The organism is Amycolatopsis rhizosphaerae, from assembly GCF_007713715.1.
Taxonomy (GTDB): Bacteria; Actinomycetota; Actinomycetes; order Mycobacteriales; family Pseudonocardiaceae; genus Amycolatopsis_E; species Amycolatopsis_E rhizosphaerae.
This window is the reverse complement of sequence record NZ_VJWX01000020.1, coordinates 1-18557: the sequence shown is the minus strand read 5'-3', so window position 1 is coordinate 18557 and position 18557 is coordinate 1. Positions and strand designations below refer to the sequence as shown.

10 protein-coding genes are annotated in these 18557 nt (G+C 67.2%); all 10 read left to right on the top strand.

Going from position 1 to position 18557, the window contains the following annotated elements; all coding sequences use genetic code 11:
- The first annotated feature begins 8 nt into the window (after nucleotides 1-8).
- A complete protein-coding gene (locus FNH05_RS39085; protein ID WP_342781530.1) occupies nucleotides 9-2582 on the top strand; it encodes an Eco57I restriction-modification methylase domain-containing protein in 2574 nt (857 codons plus the stop codon).
- On the top strand, nucleotides 2579-4420 hold the full coding sequence (locus tag FNH05_RS04005; protein ID WP_144585897.1) for a DUF4357 domain-containing protein: 1842 nt from the start codon (nucleotides 2579-2581) through the stop codon (nucleotides 4418-4420). The genes FNH05_RS39085 and FNH05_RS04005 overlap by 4 nt, the downstream gene beginning before the upstream one ends.
- Nucleotides 4421-4458: 38 nt before the next feature.
- A complete protein-coding gene (locus FNH05_RS04000) occupies nucleotides 4459-5619 on the top strand; it encodes an McrC family protein (RefSeq protein ID WP_246127508.1) in 1161 nt (386 codons plus the stop codon).
- 7 nt (nucleotides 5620-5626) lie between these two features.
- Complete coding sequence (locus FNH05_RS03995; RefSeq protein ID WP_144585895.1) at nucleotides 5627-7789, top strand: UvrD-helicase domain-containing protein; 2163 nt, start codon at nucleotides 5627-5629, stop codon at nucleotides 7787-7789.
- A 234-nt stretch (nucleotides 7790-8023) separates the two neighbouring features.
- On the top strand, nucleotides 8024-8770 hold the full coding sequence (locus tag FNH05_RS03990; protein ID WP_246127506.1) for a hypothetical protein: 747 nt from the start codon (nucleotides 8024-8026) through the stop codon (nucleotides 8768-8770).
- A gap of 103 nt (nucleotides 8771-8873) precedes the next feature.
- On the top strand, nucleotides 8874-10406 hold the full coding sequence (locus FNH05_RS03985) for a DUF2397 domain-containing protein (protein ID WP_222426515.1): 1533 nt from the start codon (nucleotides 8874-8876) through the stop codon (nucleotides 10404-10406).
- Nucleotides 10403-11548, top strand: a complete 1146-nt coding sequence (locus FNH05_RS03980) for a TIGR02678 family protein (protein WP_144585894.1) — start codon at nucleotides 10403-10405, stop codon at nucleotides 11546-11548. Before FNH05_RS03985 ends, FNH05_RS03980 begins: the two co-directional genes overlap by 4 nt.
- The gene (locus FNH05_RS03975) at nucleotides 11545-15762 is read left to right on the top strand and encodes a TIGR02680 family protein (protein ID WP_222426514.1); all 4218 of its coding nucleotides are present in this window, start codon (nucleotides 11545-11547) and stop codon (nucleotides 15760-15762) included. The genes FNH05_RS03980 and FNH05_RS03975 overlap by 4 nt, the downstream gene beginning before the upstream one ends.
- Nucleotides 15762-17000 (top strand): DUF2399 domain-containing protein, encoded by a 1239-nt coding sequence (locus FNH05_RS03970; RefSeq protein WP_144585902.1) that lies wholly within the window; start codon nucleotides 15762-15764, stop codon nucleotides 16998-17000. Before FNH05_RS03975 ends, FNH05_RS03970 begins: the two co-directional genes overlap by 1 nt.
- 197 nt (nucleotides 17001-17197) lie before the next feature.
- The coding region (locus FNH05_RS03965; RefSeq protein ID WP_144585893.1) for a hypothetical protein at nucleotides 17198-18557 on the top strand (1360 nt) is incomplete at its 3' end.

Genomic DNA, 18557 nt, shown 5'->3' with positions numbered 1-18557 from the left:
CCGAGCGGATCGTCAACGAACTGCTGTCGCTGAAGGTATGCGACCCCGCCTGCGGCTCGGGCCACTTCCTGGTTGCCGCGGCCCGGCGTATCGCGAAGCGGGTGGCGTCGGTGCGGGAGCACAACCCCGAGCCGACGACGGACGCGGTGCGCAGCGCGCTGCATGAGGTCATCGCCCGCTGTATCTACGGCGTCGATCTCAACCCGATGGCGGTCGAACTCGCCAAGGTCTCGCTGTGGCTGGAAGCCATGGAATCGGGAACGGCGCTGAGCTTCCTGGACGCGCACATCAAGTGCGGTAACGCTCTTATCGGCGCCACACCTGGTTTGCTCCGCAAGGGAATCCCGGACGAGGCGTTCAATCCCATCGAGGGCGACGACAAGAAGTTCGCCAGGTCGCTGGCGCGCCAGAACAAGTCGGAACGCCTCGGCCAGGGAGAGCTGTTCGAGATCCACACCGAGACGAAGGTGTCCAACGCCGCGTTCGCGGCCGACGTCCGGCAACTGATGAAGACCGTCCCCGGTCAGTTGCGCGGAGTGCGTCGCCAGGAGTCTGACTACCGTAAGTTCGCCGAGTCTGCCGGGTACCGGCACGCGCTGCACGTGGCTGACGCCTGGTGCGCCGCGTTCCTCTGGCCCAAGGACGCGGATGCTCCCCAGGCGGTGACGGAGAAGGTCTTCCGGGGGCTGCAAGACCCGGAAGGCAAGGCAGCATCGCAGGAGACGCATGACGAGATCGTCCGGCTGCGCGAGCAGTACCGGTTCTTCCACTGGCACCTGGAGTTCCCTGAGGTCTTCTCGGTGCCCGACGACGGCTCGGCGGTGACTGAGGGGACCGGTTGGGGTGAGGGATTCGACTGCGTGCTGGGTAACCCGCCGTGGGAGCACCTGGAACTCAAGGAACAGGAGTTCTTCTCGTCTCGTTCCCCAGCAATCGCCGCAGCGGCCGGAGACAAGCGGAAGAAGCTCATCGGACGGCTTCGAGAAGAAAACTCCTTTTTGTTCCATATTTACGAGGAAGCGAAGCGAAAAATTGATGGAAGTAGACATTTCGCGAGCAATTCTGAAATCTTCCCATTGTGTGGCCGTGGTCGAATAAAGACCGACCCCGTATTTGCCGAGCAAGGGCGACAGTTAATCCGCTCTCGTGGACGTATGGGGATGGTTCTTCCCACCGGCATCGCGACCGATGCAACCACCCAGTATTTCTTCAAAGACTTAGTTCAGGCGGCCTCTCTTGCCGCTCTCTACGACTTCGAGAATCGGAGCAATCTCTTTCCTGCCGTTGACTCACGCATGAAGTTCTGTGTTCTGTCGATTACGGGGCGAGGTCTGCGCGAGGATGCCGCCACGTTCGCTTTCTTCCTGCATGACCCGGCGGAACTCGACGACGCGAACAAGGCGTTCGCGCTCACGCCCGAGGAGATCACCCTCCTCAACCCCAACACCGGAACGTGTCCTATCTTCCGCTCTCGCCGGGATGCCGAGATAACGCTCGGGATTTATCGCCGGGTACCGGTGCTGGTGAAAGAACCTGATGAGCTTGGTCGCGGCGGCAGCAACCCGTGGGGCGTATCGTTCATGCAGGGACTGTTCAACATGACAAGCGACTCGCACCTCTTCCACAAACGAGAGGAACTTGAGCGGGACGGCTGGACCCTCACCGGCAACGTCTTCGCCAAGGGCACTGCGCGTATGCTGCCGCTGTACGAGGCGAAAATGGTGCACCACTACGACCATCGGTGGGCAACGTACAACGAGGATGGATCTACACGCGATCTGACCGAGAAACAAGACCCGAACGCTGTCGTCCTTCCGCGCTACTGGGTGTCCGAGGAAGATATTCCCACGGATCGCTTCGGCAAGAACGGGAACCGGATCTACGAAGCCGGTGTTGCCACCCGGCTTGCCGTAAAACATTGGGACCGCGGCTGGCTCGTCGGGTGGCGCGATATCTGTCGAGCCACGGATGAGCGCACCATGATTAATAGTCTATTTGCTCGCGCAGCAGCTCCTGATGGAACATTGCTGATGCTGCCCACTGAAGAGCCTGTGAGTGGTTTAGTTGGCTGTTTGTCATCGTTTGTGCTTGACTTTGCAGCGCGACAGAAGGTTGGAGGAACGCACCTAAAGTTCTTTACTGTTTATCAGCTTCCGATCGCTTCGCCTTCAGTGTTGTCGGTGCACGCCATATTTATCGCATCCCGCGTGCTCGAACTATCCTATACGGCTCACGATATCGCCCCCTTCGCTCGAGATCTGGGCGACACTGGCGCACCGTTCGTCTGGGACGACGAACGGCGCGCGATCATCCGCGCCGAACTCGACGCGCTCTTCTTCCACCTCTACGGGATCTCCCGCGAGGACGCGGACTACATCCTCGACACCTTCCCGATCGTCAAGCGCAAGGATGAGGCCAAGTACGGCAGCTACCGCACCAAGGAACTGATCCTCGCGGAGTACGACCGAATGGCGGCGGCCGGAGTCAGCCTCACCACGCCGCTGATCGACGGGGAGAACTACACCTCGACGCTCAACCCGCCGCCGGGGCACGGCCCGCGTCACCCGGATGCCGCGCGGTGACCAGCGCCTATCCCGAGTTCCAGCTCCGTCTCCCGCACGGCGGGCCAATCGCGCGGGGACGGTTGCTGGAGGAGAAGGGCGCCAACGGCAGCCAGAAGTTCGTGGTCTTCGCCGGATGTCCGGTTCGCCCCGACGTCGTACCGTCATTCCCGATCAGGATGCCGTCCTCACATATCTTTCGCGAGCATCTCATTCAGGACGGGCAGATCGTCGAATCCACGAAATGGCCCGGCTTTCTGGAGACGGCCACCGACATCACTTGCGGCTCCCCGTCTGCGGCGGCGGAGATCCTGGTCGGCCGCAGCGCCAACGGTTGGACCAAGTGGAAGACCGACGACGGCCACCCGCTTGCCGACTACCTGTCCGTGCCTGCCTTTGGCCCCAACCGCACCTGGCTGGTTCGAGGGTCCAACGTCAACGGGTTCGACCTGGTGCAGCGTCTCTGGCTCCCCGAAAGCCTCGTGAGCGTGGCCGCCTCGCACCTGCGTAGTGGGATCGGTCAGGTCATCAGCAAAGACGAGTTGCGGACCTTCGTGGAGGAGGACTACGGAGCAACGCTGAGCTACAACCAGCGCGTCCGGCTGGTCGACGAACTCCACGCGTTCCTGGCCAAAATGAAACCCGGTGACACCGTCTGCACGATTTCCAACGGCAACCTTTACGTTGGCGAGATCGTCGGAGACGTGCAACAAGTTGCCTCGGAGGGCGACCGGTCGAATCTGGTGCGACCGGTGGAATGGCAGTCCGCGGCGTACCCGTACCACGAGCTGCCGGAAGAACTGCAGCAGAAGCTGTCCATCCAGAGCGACGTCGTCGATCTCACCGCCGTTGCGGCGCTCGTCGCGGGGCTGGGACGCAGCGACGAGGAACTGGCCGACGAGGCACAGGACCAGCAGGGCGATTCCAGCCTCGAACAGGCCGCTCTGGTCGCCCGGCGCGAACTCACCCTGCCCGGCCCGACGCCGGAGCTGGCCGACGAGTTGCTGGTGCACGACACCGCCTGGCTGGCCGAGCTGCGCGACCTGTTGTGGGACGACCGTCAACTCGTGCTCTACGGGCCGCCCGGGACCGGAAAGACCTACCTGGCGCTCAAACTCGCCGAGTTCCTCGGGGGCGGCCCGGAACAGGTCAAACTGGTCCAGTTCCACCCGGCGTACTCGTACGAGGACTTCTTCGAGGGCTTCCGCCCCCAGGAAAATCCCGACACCCACGAAGTTGCGTTGCGCATCACCGCCGGACCGCTGCGCGAGCTTGCCGACCTGGCTGCCCGGGAGGGTAACCGGCACATCCCGCATTTCCTGGTGATCGACGAGATCAACCGGGCGAACCTGGCGAAAGTATTCGGCGAGCTGTACTTCCTCCTCGAATACCGCAACAAGGCGGTGCGGCTCACCTACTCCGGCGACGATTTCGCGCTGCCGTCCAATCTGTTCCTCATCGGTACCATGAACACGGCCGACCGGTCCATCGCCCTGGTCGATGCCGCCATGCGGCGCCGATTCGCGTTCGTGGAACTGTCCCCGCGCACCGAACCAACCAAGGGGCTCCTGCGCCGCTGGCTCGCCCGCGAAGGCCGGGACAGCGAACCGGCCGATCTGCTCGACGCCCTGAACGCCCGCGTCGACGACCCGGACTTCCAGATCGGTCCGTCCTATCTGATGAAGCGCGGCGTGTACCGGGAGGGCGGGCTGGAACGCACCTGGCGGACAAAAATCCTGCCGCTGCTGGAAGAGCACCACTACGGCGAAGGAGTGCAGGTCGAGAAGCGTTACGGATTGGCCGCCCTGCGCGCCGCGATCTCCCCACCGTCCGGCGCGGCATCCGACAAGGTGACATGACCGTCCTGGAGCTTGCCGAGTACGGGCCACCGCTCTCGGTGGCGCTGGACGACGTCACCGGCCGGGCCCTCGCGCGGTCGCGGCTTCTCGACATCGCACCTGACCCGGAGGTGGCGGGGAACTGGCGGGTTCGCGCCGGTAACAAGGTGGGTGTGGCCGCCGTGCACATGCCCGACGGCTCGTCCGTCATCCTGCGCATCGCTCCCAAAGTGCCCATCGCGCGGTTGCTGTTCCTCCTCGGCTTCAGCCGTAGCCCCAAAGGGTGGCGCAGCGAACACGTGCAGGTGGACAGCGACGAGGACCTGTTACCCGCCTTCGCGCGCCTGTTCGCGATGGAAGCGGACGAAGCGCTGCGGCAGGGCCTGCTCAAGGGATACCGCACCACCGACGAAACCGCACTGGTCGTGAGAGGCAGAATCCGGCTCGGTGACCAGCTCAGCCGTCGCTACGGGCAGTTGATCCCGCTGGAGATCACGCACGACGAATACACGACGGATATCGCGGAGAACCAGCTGCTGCGGGCGGCCTGTGAGGCCCTGCTCCGGCTGCCCGGGCGACTCCCGCCTGATGTGCGAGGTGTGCTGCTCAGATTGCGGGTCCGCCTCGCGGAGGCCTCCCCACTTACCAGAGGCGGCCGGTTGCCGGTATGGCGGCCCAGCCGCCTCAACGCGCGTTACCAGGTCGCGTTGCGGCTGGCCGAACTTGTGTTGCACGGCTGCTCGGTGGAACACCGGTCCGGGGACGTGACCGTACAGGGGTTCCTGTTCGACATGGCGAAAGTCTTCGAGGACTTCGTGACGACCGCGCTCCGTGAGGAATTCGCCCACGGCGACGGATACTGCGTTCTGCAAGCCACCCATTACCTCGACGACCGCAACGCCATCCGCCTGATCCCGGACTTCGTCCGCTACGACCGCGCGGGCACGCCGCTCGCGGTAGCGGACGCCAAGTACAAAGCCCAAAAACCCGAGGGCTTTCCCGATGCCGACTTGTATCAGATGCTGGCCTACTGCACGGCGTTAAACCTGGCCGAAGGCCATCTCGTCTACGCCAAGGGCAATGCTCCGCACGGTGCTCACCGCGTGCGGCACGCGGGCATCACCATCCACCAGCACGCACTGGACCTCGAATTGCCACCGCCCGCGCTGCTGGGCCAGGTCGGCGACATCGCTGACCACCTCGCTGCTGCCGTGCGATGATCAGGTCATGCCTCGACTCGCCTTCGCCAACACGTTCTGGGAGACCTGGGATCGGCTGGAAAAGCCGATCAAGGCCGGGGTGCGCAAGGCGATGGAGAAGTTCCAGGAGTTGTCGGTCGCCGAGTTGCACGCGGACAAGGGGTTGCACCTGGAGTCGGTGAACAACGCCCGCGACTCGCGGATGCGCACGATCCGCGTCACCGACTTCTGGCGTGGGGTGGTGCTCGCCCCCGACGACGGCAGTGACATGTTCCTGCTGCTCAACGTCGTGCGGCACGATGACGCCTACAACTGGGCGGCGAAGCGGCTGTACACCGTCAACACCGCCACCCGGGGCCTGGAAGTCCGGAACGTCCTCGCCATCGAACAGCTCACCCCGTCCCTGGAGGAAGTGGCGGCGCAAGCGCCGACGCTGCTGTTCGCCCAGCACTCGGACACGGTGCTACGCGACCTCGGTATCGACGACCAGGTTCTGCGCGCGGCACGAGCCATCACGGACAAGGCACAACTGGCCGCCTTCGGCGGTTTGCTGCCCGAGGACCAGTACGAGGTGCTGCAGTTCCTGGCCGAAGGTTTCACCCCGGAAGAGGTGTACCGGGACGTCGTCGCGGTCCGGCGACCCGTGGAGACGAGTTCCGGCACCGAAGACAGCCTGGCGATGGCCATCGCCAACACCACCAGCCGCATCACGCTCGTCACCGGTCCGGACGAACTGGCCGAGATCCTGGACAAGCCGTTCGCGGCCTGGCGCGTGTTTCTGCACCCGTCCCAGCGCCGCGTGGCGTACCGCCCGTCGTACAACGGGCCCGCGCAGGTCTCGGGTGGTCCGGGGACCGGCAAGACCGTGGTCGCCCTCCACCGAGTGAAGCACCTGCTCAGCCGTGATCCCGCCAGCCGGGTCCTGCTCACCACGTTCACCACCGCCCTGGCCCGCACCTTGCGAGAGAACCTGGCGCTGCTGATAGACGACGAGCAGTTGTCGAACGTGGACGTCACCACCGTCAACGCCTACGCCCACCGGGTCGTGCGGGAACTGTCCGGCCGCGCCCCCGCCCCCATCACCGACGCCGACGAACTGCAGATCTGGCGGCGGATCCGCCGCCACCTCGACCTGCCCTGGACCGAGCAGTTCCTGGCACAGGAGCACCGGCACGTCGTCATCGCACATCAGGTGGAAAGCAGGGAGGACTACCTGCGGGTCGAACGGCGCGGCCGCGGCGCCGCACTGGGGCCACGCCAACGCCAGCGGCTCTGGGAGGCCGTCGAGGCGTTCCGCCTGGAGTTACAGGGTGCGCGGGCCACCACCCAACTGCTGATGTGCGCTCAGGCGGCAGACCTGCTCGCCACCGCCAACCTGGGCGAACACGGCTACCACCACGTGGTCGTCGACGAGGCACAAGACCTGCATCCGGCGCAGTGGCGGGTCCTTCGGGCGGCTGTGCCCGCGGGGGCGGACGATCTGTTCATCACCGGCGACCCGCACCAGCGGATCTACGATTCCCGCGTGTCCCTGCGCGAGCTCGGGATTTCGGTGGCCGGCCGCAGTAGTCGCCTGCGGCTCAACTACCGCAACACCGCGGAGATCCTCGCCTGGTCGACCGGGGTGATGGATGGCTCTCCCGTCGAGGATCTGGGTGGCGAGGGCAACGACAGCCTCGTCGGCTATCGCTCGTTGCTGCACGGGAAGCGCCCGCACATCGAAGGCCATCCGAGCGAACAGGCGGAGGTCGCCGCGGTCGTCGACCGGGTGCGGACATGGCTTGACCAAGGCGTGGAAGCCAGCGAGATCGCCATCTGCGCGCGGTTCAACCTGATGCTCGACAAGGTGAACAAGGAACTGGCTGCTGCGGGAATCCCCGCTGTACTCGTGAAGAACCAGCCCAATGCTGATGATGAGGGAGTTCGCCTTGCCAGCATGCACGCCATGAAGGGACTCGAATTCCGCTGTGTCGCGGTTGTCGGGGCCACCGCGAAAGCCGTGCCGTTCGGCAAAGAGGTCACGCCGCTGGAGGTCGACCCACGGCTGCACGATGCCGACCTGTTCAAGCAGCGTTGCCTGCTTTTCGTGGCCTGTACTCGGGCGCGAGAGGCCCTTGCAGTCACCTGGAACGGCACGCCCAGCCCTTTTCTGCCGCCCACAACGAATCGCACCAGGCAAGGCGCGGAATAGGAACTGTGATTCAGCGCCCGGGATCGTGCACGCGGGACGTTCAGCTGCATGAGGGCGTCGAGAGTCGCGTATGGGCGGACGACGGATCCCGATGTGGGCCAAACTCGGCACACGGGACTGACTCATCCGTTACCCTTCTCCCGCGGCTCACTGTGGTTTGGTCCACTTGATCAGGGCCATGATGAGCAAGAATGACATGCGCGGCAGGTGTCCGGGGACGAGGGGAACCGTGGAGTGCCGGAAAACGGGCATTGGATCACCAAGGACGGCCGACGGATCTTCATTCGCGACGGTGGTGGTTCCGGCAAGGGACGTGGCGGGATCGTAGCGTTGGCGGCTGCGCTCGTGATCGCGGGTGGCGCCGGTGGGGCGGCCGGGATCGGTGCACTGGGCGGTGCGGCCGCCGAGGCCGGGGCCGGATCCGCGGCGGAAGCGGTAGCGGGAAACACCGCAGGTGATGTGGTCGACTTGCTGCCAAGGCGGTCGATGAAAACCCGCCGGACATCGGCCCGCGAATCGGCCAAGCGCGGGAAAACCGACGAGGCGCTGGGCAAGCTAAAGCTCAAGCGACTCAAGCACAAAGCCGAGCGTGAACTGGACTGTGTCGCCTCATCCACCGGAAAGGTCCGCGAATTCCTGGCTCGAACCCCGTGCACCTCGCTGGATCGCATGCTCATGGCTGTCGGCGACGGACACGGCAACGCCGCAGTGGTGTCGGTGGTCCGGGTCGGATTCCGCAGCGCGAAGCAGGCCGAGGCCTTCGAGAAGGTCGAGCGAGTGCAGGGCAGCGGCGATGTCCGACCTCTGGAGATTGCCGCAGTACTCGGCCTCACCGGCGTACACATCACCGGGCACCACTACCAGGCCCGGCCGGACAAAAACGCCATGATCATCGCGGAGACCGACACCGCAACCGGCCACGTCGACAATGCCACCCTGGATGCGCTCGCCGACATCGCCACCTACTTCCCCGTGACCTGACCCGGTTTCGGCGGCCGAGCGCCGATGCGCGCAGGATTCATCGAAACGGGTGACATGTCGCTGTTGCTCCCGAATCGGCATCCTGTCTTCGTAACCTGGACGGGTGATCGATTACGACGAGACGCCGGAGATAGAGGCGCCCGCTGATCCGTGGTCGGCTCTGCTACCGGGGCAGGAGCTTGTTCCGGCCTACCTGACCTCGCGGTTCGCGGCGCAGTACCGGGTGATCGTCGATGTCCTGCTGGCCGAGCAGGACACGAGCCTGACCGGCCTGTCCTATGACGAGGTGGCCACCGGCGTTCGCGCTCACCTCGCCGGGCAGGTGCCGACCGAGGCCCTCGACCGGCTGCTTGCTCCGGACGTACTGCACCTTGACGCACGGCTAGAGCGACTGGTGCAGTGGCGGGTCGTGACCCGCTGGCAGGAACCCGCTCGCTCCGGGGAGGACTTCCTGCGCCGGCGTGACCGGTACCAGCTCACGCAGAGAGCGGCAGGTCTGCACGTCTTTTGGTCATCCATCGACGACACCGAGGAGGCCGCGGGGGATCTCACGCTGGCGCCGCGGGCGATCCACGAACGGTTGACCGCGTTCGCCGAGTCGATTCGCCAGGCGGTCTACACCGATGCGGCGACGGAGTTCCAGCAGGTCGGGGCCATGCACCAGGCGATGGCCACCGCGGCTCGCGGGTGGCAGCGCACGTTGGCGCATGCCTTGTCGGGTGGGCCGGATCCCGCCAAGCAGGACCTGCTGTGGCAGACGTTGCGCTCCTACATCGGCATGTGGGGTGAGCAGGTCGACGTCCACACGCCGCGGATCGCGGAGCTGGTGGTGGAGCTCGACCCGCTGTTGACTCCGGAGGTGTGGCGTGCGTGCGTTCGCGCGGCATTGGACACCGAGGCGGGCGATGAGGTAGTGGCCACCCAGGCACGACGCTGGGAGCACACCTGGGAGGCCCTCGGCTCCTGGTTCGGTGGCAGCGACAGTCAGGCGCGGAAGCTGCGACGCCAGTTGCGGGACCTGGTCGCTCCGTGGGCACGCAACATGAACCTCCTGCTGGACACCGGCGGCGCGGTCACGCGCCGTGCGGAACTCCTGGCGTTGGCCGTCGCGGTCGAGCGCGCTCCCGACGACGAGAGCGCCTGGCGGATCTGGGACACCGCGGTGGGCGCGTTCTCCGCACGCCACCTGCTGTTGGCGTCGGACTCCGCCGACGACAACGACTTGAGCTGGACCAACGCACCGCGCGCGCCGATCACCGCCCGCTTCCGGGAACAAGGTGCTCGCGCCGCGGTCGGGAGGCGGACCAAGATCCCGGACTACTCGACGGGCAAGAGCGCCGCCCGACGGGCCAGGCTCGCCGCCCAGGCAGCCCGCAGCGGCGCCGAGGCGGCGTTGCGTCAGCGTTCCGGAACGCACCTGGCCGAGTGGGGCGAGATCACGGACGCGGAACTGGACCTGTTGCTGGAGTTCGTCGGCGTGGTGCGGCGGACGCGATCGGAGAGCGCGGTGACCGGAGACGGCCGATGGCGGATCACGTTGCGTCGACCATCGGCCGCGCACGAGACCACGAGCCTGCGCGCAGGTAGTGGCAGCATGGCGACCCTGAACTGGTACTTCAGGATGGATCCCGCGTGAACCGCAACGAGGCCGAACGGCAACGGGCGTTCACCGCCTTACTGCGCTCGCCGGTGCTGGACCGGCACACCCATCCCGAAGTGTGGCCGCTGGTGCGGGTACACCGGGGGAAGCTGGGCGAGTGGTTCGCCCAGCGGCTCGGGTACCGGCTGGTGGTGACCGACTCCGCAGCCCGCTTGTTCCGGTTGCCCGTTGACGGTGCCGTCGTCGCGCCCCGACGGTTCCGGCCGCCGACCCGGCGGGTGCTCGTGCTGGCCATCCTCGCCGCCGCGGCGGCTGAGGACACCGAGGACATCACCACCACTCAGGACCTGTCCGACCGGGTCCGCGTGCTCTCCACGCACGAAGACGTTGAGCTCGCGCCCTATGACCCCGACCGGTTCGCCGAGCGCACGTTGTTCGTCAAAGCCGTCCACCTGCTGGTGTCCGTGGGGGCACTGCGACCGACCGGTCGTGACGACGAGGAGCAGCGCGAGGGGTGGGCGCACCGCCGTGATGCGATTGGCGGCGCCTACGAGGTACGCCGCGAGCTGCTGCTGCGTCTGGTCGACCCCGCCTCGTTGCGCGCTGCGCTCACCGGAGGGCACGATGGCGGACCGCCCCACGAGGCAGCAGCGCGGATCGGCTTGATGCGCAAACTGGTGGAACTGCCCGTGGTCCTGTACGAGGATCTCACCGACGCCGAGCGGATCTACCTGACCGGCCAGCGCCACCGCGTCCTGACCTGGTGCGCGGAGATGACGGGGTGGGTGGTCGAGCAACGCGCGGAGGGGATGGCGCTCATCGCCGCGGATGAGGCGGACACAGACCTTCCGTTCCCGAGGGTGCGTGCTGCCGACTTCGCTGCCTTGATGGCGCTTGACAAACTGGTGCGCACACACGGTGCGGGCTCGTTAGTCACAGCCGACGACCTCGGTTCGGCCGCGCTCGAGGTTCGGGAGAGGTACGTCAAGGCGATGACCAATGACCTGAGTTCGGGCGAAGCCGTGGAATCCGCGGCACGGGACCTGCTGGGTGCGCTGGACCTGCTGCGCCCGACCGGAGAGCCGGACAGATGGCGGTTGACCGCCGCTGCGGCACGCTACCGTGATCCACGGGTGGTGGCCGTGAACGCGAAGCTGAACGAGGAGGGCGAAGGTTGACCCGACCAGAACCTGATCGCGAGCGGTGGCTGGCGGCAGCGATGACGGGTGGCCTCCCAGAGCCGAATCTCCGGCGGTGGCAGCCGTTGCGCGTGGGCATCGTCAACCTGTGGGAGTACGACCAGGCGGAGTTCTGGTTCGCCGACGGCCGTCTGGTGCTGCGCGGCGGCAATGGGGCGGGCAAAACCAAGGTGCTCGAACTGACGACCCTGATGCTGCTGCGCGGGGAGATCGGCGCGTCCGTGCTCGATCCGTTCGGTTCCCAGCACCGCACGATGCGCTTCAACCTGTTGCCCACGGGCGAGGATGACGACCCACGTCCGCCTTCGGAGGCGGGTCTGGGTTACGCCTGGGCCGAGTTCGGCAGGATCGACGACGACGGAACGGCGCGGTTCTTCGTCTGCGGTCTTGGCGTCAGCGCCCGTCGCGGCAGCGGCACGTCTCCGGTGAACACATGGCACCTGATTACCCACCTGCGTCCGGGATGCGATCTCCAGTTGTCCACGGCGGACCGGCCCTTGGACCAGAAAGAGCTCAAGAAGATCCCTGGCGTCACGGTGCCCGACAGCGCCGCGCGATACCGCGCACGGTTGGCCTCCGAGCTGTTCGGGCTGGGCTCCGATGCCTACGACAACCTGACCGAGTTGCTCAAGCAACTACGCAAGCCCAAGTTGGGGGAACGGCTCAACCCCGCCAGCCTGGCGGAGACCCTGCGTGCGGCCCTGCCGCCTCTCGCGAGCACGGAGATCACCCAACTCGCGGACGGCTGGGACAACCTGGAGAAGCTGCGAACGGCCGTGGAACAGACCCGCAGCGCGGCCGTGCAACTGTCACGATTCGTCCACACTGGTTGGACCCCCTGGGCGCGCACCGTCGTGCGCCACCGCGCCGATGCGCTGACTGCGGCGACCACGGAACTGGACCGCACCACCAAAGACCGCCGGGCTGCTGAAACCGCATTGACCACTGCCCGTGGCGAGGTCGACGAACTGGCCCAGCGTATTTCCCAGGCGCGAGAGCAGCGGGACGACCTCGGCACGGAGCTGCGCGAGCTCCTGGAAAGCCGGGCTTTCCAGGAGGCCACAAGCGCGGCCAGCCGCGTCGAAATGCTTCGGGAACAGCTGGGTTTGCTGACTGACCAACTCGGGGGAGTCGAAGAACGTCGCACAGGGGCGTTCGAGGACGTGGCGAAAGCCGCCGCCGTGGAGGAAAGTGCTACCTCTGCCGCGGAGCAAGCCGAATCGGAGGTGGTGCGGGCGTCCGAGCGCGTCGAAGCTGTCGCGCAGCCCGCCGGACTGCACCAGTCGGCTGCGCGGCACCTGCCCACTCGTGATGTGCCCGCGTTACGCGCCGATCTCTCGGTCCGCAGGGAGCGTTTCGTGCGTTTGCAGAAGCTTCGCGCGGCGTTCGACCGGGCCGAGTCGAACACCGCGCGGTCGGCCGACCTGCTGGCCGACCGGGAGTCGGATCTGAGCGAGGCTGCGGACAAGAGGGAACTGGCACGTGACGGCGTCGAGGGCGCGGTGGACACGCTGCGCAGGCAGCTTCGGGAGTGGAACACGAGCATCGTCCTGGCCAAGGCCGACGAGCGAACGGTCGAGCTCTGGTGCGATCTGGTAGCCGAGTTGACGGCCGTGGACCCGTCGGGCACTCCGGCGGAACAGCGCGTCGCTTCACCCGGGGCGGCGATCGCCCGGCACATCGACCAGGTTCGCGACACGCTGAAGTCGCGCCGCGCGGCACTGGTCCACGAGCGCGCTGCGCTCGTGGACCAACACAAGCAGGCCACGGCGGAACTGACGGAGGTGCTCGACCGGACGGAGCGCCCACCAGCCCCTCCCGATTTGTGGCGCCGCCGCGATCGGCCGGAACCGGACAGCGGACTGGGCGCGCCGTTCTGGCGGTGTGTGCAGCCTGTCGGCAAGCTGTCGACGGACGAGGTGGACCTGCTGGAGGCGACCCTGGCCGCCGCTGGTGTGCTCGACGCCTGGTTGAGCGCCGACGGCGAGCTGACCACCGGGGCGGGCAGCGAGCAAGCGGAGACGGTGGTGCGTGCCGGGGGAACCGGGGCTGACGCGAACCTGACCAGGGTGCTGGAACCGACTGCCGCGGGCGGCGTGACGGAAAGCGCCATCCGCGCCGTGCTCACCGGGATCGGGTGGCACGACTCCCACCCCGGCGACGAGGCGCCCGGAACCTGGCTGGCTGGAGACGGCACGTGGCGGTGTGCCGCACTTTCCGGGCGTGCGGAAGTCGCTCGACCAGCCTCCTACCTCGGCGCCACCGCCCGCGAGTCCGCCCGACAGCGGGAGATTCACCGGTTGCGGAACCGATTGGCGGAGTTGGATAAGTCGACCAGCGCGATCGAATCCAGAATCGGGGAACTCGACGACGACCTGCGCCGCCTCGACAAGGAATCGGCGCGGCTTCCAGGAGAGCGGGTGGTCACCGACGCTGTCACCACACTGCGGGAGAGGGAACGGCAGGCAGCCGACAGCGAACGCAAGGTCGCCTTGGCCAGGACCACCCACCGCGCGAACGAGACCGCCAGGGACACCGCGTGGGCGGAATTCTCCGCCTACGCGGGGGAGCATGCTTTCCCCCTGGACGACCTGGCTGGTCATGATGTGGCCCTGCAGGACTACCGCTCGGCCATCGACGAGATGGCTCGGCGTAGGGAGTTGCTCGACCTGCGCGCGGCAACCTTGGCACAACTGCGAAGCGAACTCGCAGCCGCTCAGCGGAGGCTTGCGGGTGTCGATATCGAACTGAACGGCCTGCGTGGGCGGAAGCGGCAGGAGGAGGTCCGGCTGCGCACCGCGGAAGAGGCACTCACCGGTGATGTCCACGCGCAGTTGGAGCGGCGCGCCGAGCTTGATCGCCTGGTGGAGCGCCTCGACCAGGAACTCGTCGAACTCGGGGAGGTACTCACCAGCGCGCGAGTCACGGTCGGTCAGGCCGAAGGAACCCTCGCTCGGCACGAGGAACGGCGTCAGGCCGCGGAAGGCAGGCGGGATGCTGCGCTCGCGGTGTGGTGGGAGGTGTACGACGCTGGCCTGGCGCCGCCCCTCGGGCTGGAGGAACCGGAGCGCCGAAGTGTGGAATCCGCGCGCGAGTCGGCCCGTGCCGCGCGCCGGGAACTGCCGGATCCCGGTGATGAGGACCGCACCTGGCGGCGGTGCTACGAGAGGTATCAGGAACTGCGGCAGGGGCTGCTGCCCGACCGCGACGCCAGCGTGCTGGAGCCGGAGCACGACGGCGCGATCCAGCGCGTGGTGGTCCTGGTCGACAGCACGACCGGCTGGCAGGCGCCCCCGGCCGCCGCGGACCTGCTCGCCGACCAGGTCCGCGCGCAGGAGAACGCGTTCGATTCCGAGCAGCAACGGGTGTTGACCACTCTGCTCGGCTCGACGTTCATCGAGCACCTCAAGGACCGGTTGGACTACACCGCCAGGACCTTCACCGACATCAACAAGGAGTTGGCCAGCCACCCGACCCGGCACGGCAACGCCGTGCAGTTGAAGTGGGAGCCCGATCCCACCGACCCGGACGCGGGCACCGTGGTGGATGCGCTGACCCAGGGCTACCAGCAACTCTCGCCCGCGCGGCAGGAGACCGTGCGCTCCTTCCTCGCACGCAAGATCGACGCGGCCAGAGCGGACGCGGCGGAAGGGGGATCCGCCGACTGGCGGGAGCAACTGTCCACCGCTCTCGACTACCGCGGTTGGCTGAAGATCTCGCTGCAATACCGGACAGGTTCAACCAGCCGCTGGGTGCCGTTCGATGCCGCCAAGCACGGCGCCAAATCCGGCGGCGAGAAGGTTGTGCTGCTGTCCCAGCCGCTGTTCGCCGCCGCGGTCGTCGCCTACAACGCGGCCGGTGGACATGCCCCGCGTTGTGTGTGGCTGGACGAGGCGATGACCGGTGTCGACGAGGAGATCAAGGCGTCGTTCATGGGCCTGACGGTGAGCTTCGACCTGGACGTGATGCTGACCGCCCACGACGAGTGGTGCAAGTACCCGACCGTCCCCGCGGTGGCCGTGTACGACCTGGCCAGGCACAAGGGGCTGCCGGGAGTCGATGCCGTTCCGTACCTGTGGTGCGGTGGGGAGTGGACGGCCGTCGCACTGCCCATCTCCGGTGTGCGCGCTGGGCACGCCAACGAGGCGTTGTTGTCGGCCGACGGCCTGTTCGCCGCGATGGATGCCGAGTGATGATCACGGTCCCGCCGGGCATCGAGGACTGGGCGTGCCTGCGGGGGCCCGCGGCCGTGCTCGACGCCGTCCACACCCGGGCCAGGCGCGGGCACCACACCGAAACGGGGACGCTCACCACTGTCGTGCTGACCGCGGAGCAGCGTCGGGAGGTCGCGCTGCTGCTCGGCACCCGGTGGGAACTGTCCGGCAAACCCGTCCGGCTCCAGGACCTCGCGGCGAAGCTGTCCGAACACCATTTGACCGTGCGCGGACTTGTCGAGGCACTACACGGCGAACAGATCGAACCCGACAAGGAACGCCGCAGCCGCGCCCAAACCGAGGCGGCCGCCGAGCGGGGGCGCGCGGCCACGTTCCTGATCGAGTCCGGTGTCGCCGCGCCCGCGGTCGAGCGGTGGCTGGCCGACACGGGCTGGCCGCGGCCGGGCTCGGGTGAGCTCCAGGCCTTGGCCGAACAGGTGGCGACCGTGATCACCCGGCTGCGCACCACGAGCAGCGGGGTACGGCTCGCCCAACTCGCCGCGGACACCCTGCACGACGCCCACGCGCTCGATGCCGACCGGCAACTGGGACGCGGGGTAGCTCGTCTCCTGGCGATCGTGCATGACCTCCCGCGACCGCAGCGAGCCGGTCGGGCCTGGCGTGCCGCGTGGGCCGGCGCTGGCGTGGTGTGCGACGGCGTGTCCTCCCGCGTGCTGGCATTGAACCTTCCCCTGACCGGCGAATCCCCTGCCACGAGGCTGTGTCGCGCCGCTCCCGGCGAGCCTGTCTGGCTGACCCTGCGCTCGCTCACCGGACCCTGGACCGCTCCCGCGGTCGATGTCTTCGTGTGCGAGAACCCCACGGTCGCAGAAACAGCCGCCGACGCGCTGGGCCCGGCTTGCCCACCACTGGTGTGCACCGACGGGATCGCCTCTGGCGCCGCGCTGGACCTCCTCGCCGGGCTCGCCACCGCGGGCTGCACGATCCACGCGCGTGCGGACTTCGACCCGGCGGGGTTCACCATCGCCGACCAAGTGCTGTCCGTGGCACCCGATGCGCTGCCATGGCGTTTCGACGTGCGAATCTATGCCGACCAGTGTGGTCTGAGCGGTCCTCACGGCACTTCTGGCAGCCTCGCGGCTGCTGTCGCGGAATTGCGGGTTGCCTACGACCACGCAGGTATGCCGGTGCACGAGGAGCGCGTGCTCGCCTTGCTGTTGTCCGACCTTGCGACCGAGTCCCGTTCGTTCGACTGACAGGATCGTGCCCCGTAATTCCGTCGTCAGTTGGCGCCGGGCGCTCGGCTCTCTGGATTGCCAACGAAGGGGGCGACCGGGGTGTGACCGGCTGTCTTGTCGGTGTCTGTGGATCTTTATGGCGACCGGGTGGGATGGGTGTTTCACTCGCCCGTAGACTCCGTTCGTTTTGACAGCTTGAGATTTCAGGAGCGGCCGTGCTGGGTGCGCCCACCGCCGAGTGGATCGCCGGTGACAGACAGGTCCGTGTTGCGTCCCGGTGGTGGTCCGGTTCCATGGCCGCGGTGGGTGTGTTGGCCGTGGTGTCGGCCGGGGTGTTCTGGCTGGTGCATTCGGCGATCATCGACGACTCCTACATCACGCTGAGTTATGCGCGGAATGTGGCGTTGCATGGGCATTGGGGCCTGATTCCGCAGCGCACGTCGAACACGGCGACCTCGCCGTTGAACGTGTTGCTGTTGGCCGGGTTCACGGTGGTGTTGCGGCATCCGGTGTGGGCGCTGGCCGCGGTGTTCGTCGCGGCCAATATGGTGCTCGGCCTGACGCTGCGGGCGACGGCGCGGGCGTTGGGGCTGCGTGAGTGGGGTGTTTGGGCGGCGTGGCTTGTGGTGCTGGGCAACCCGTTGCTGTTGTCCGCGGTGGGTCTGGAGGTCACGCTCACCGCCGCGGTGCTGGGTGCGTTGCTGGCGGCGGCGGTGTTGCGTCGCCCGTGGCTGTTCGGGCTGTGTGCGGGGCTGGCGGTGCTGACCCGGATCGATCTGGCGGTGATCGTCCTGGTGGTGTTCGCCGCGGCCGCCGGGTTGTGGCGCGGGTGGTGGAAGGTGCTGCTGGGCGGGACGGCGGTGGCCCTGCCGTGGTTCGCGTTCAGTTGGCGGGTGCTGGGTTCGGCGGTGCCGGACACGCTGGCGATCAAGACTCAGCAGAAGGCGTGGGGTAGCTACCAGTTCGGCAACGGCCCTTTGCTGTATCTGCGGAGCTATCCGGCTGCGACGGTGCTGGCGTTTCTTCCCGCGCTGCTCGGGGTGCTCGCTCTTGTTGTGGTGGTCGCGACGCGTGCGCGGCGCCGACTCGTGCTGCCGGCCGCGTTGGGTGCGGCGGGGGTGGTGCACTATCTGGCTTATACGGCGTTGGGTGTGCCGCCGTATCACTGGTATTACGCGCCGAGCCTGATCTGCCTGTCGATGTTCCTCGCCCTCGCTGTTTCGGCCGCGCGTCCCGCGGCGCTCGCGCTGGTGGCGGTGCCGATCCTGGGGCAGGTCGCGTTCGACGCCCACCACGGCTTGCCGTGGCGGCAGGCGGCGATCACCACGAACTGGGCCACCCCGGCCCAGTACGCCACCCTGGGTACCCAGCTTGCCGCTCTCACGGGTGGGCGGCCCGTGCACGCGGGCGGTGAGATCGGGGCGATCGCCTACTTCTGCGACTGCGCCGTCGTCGACGGCTTCTCCGATCGTGCGGAACTCTTGCCCATCATCGACACGGTCATCGACAAGGCGAGCCCTGCTGCCCGTGCGCTGCTGGAACTCAACTACCGGTTCCTTGACCGCACCACACCGC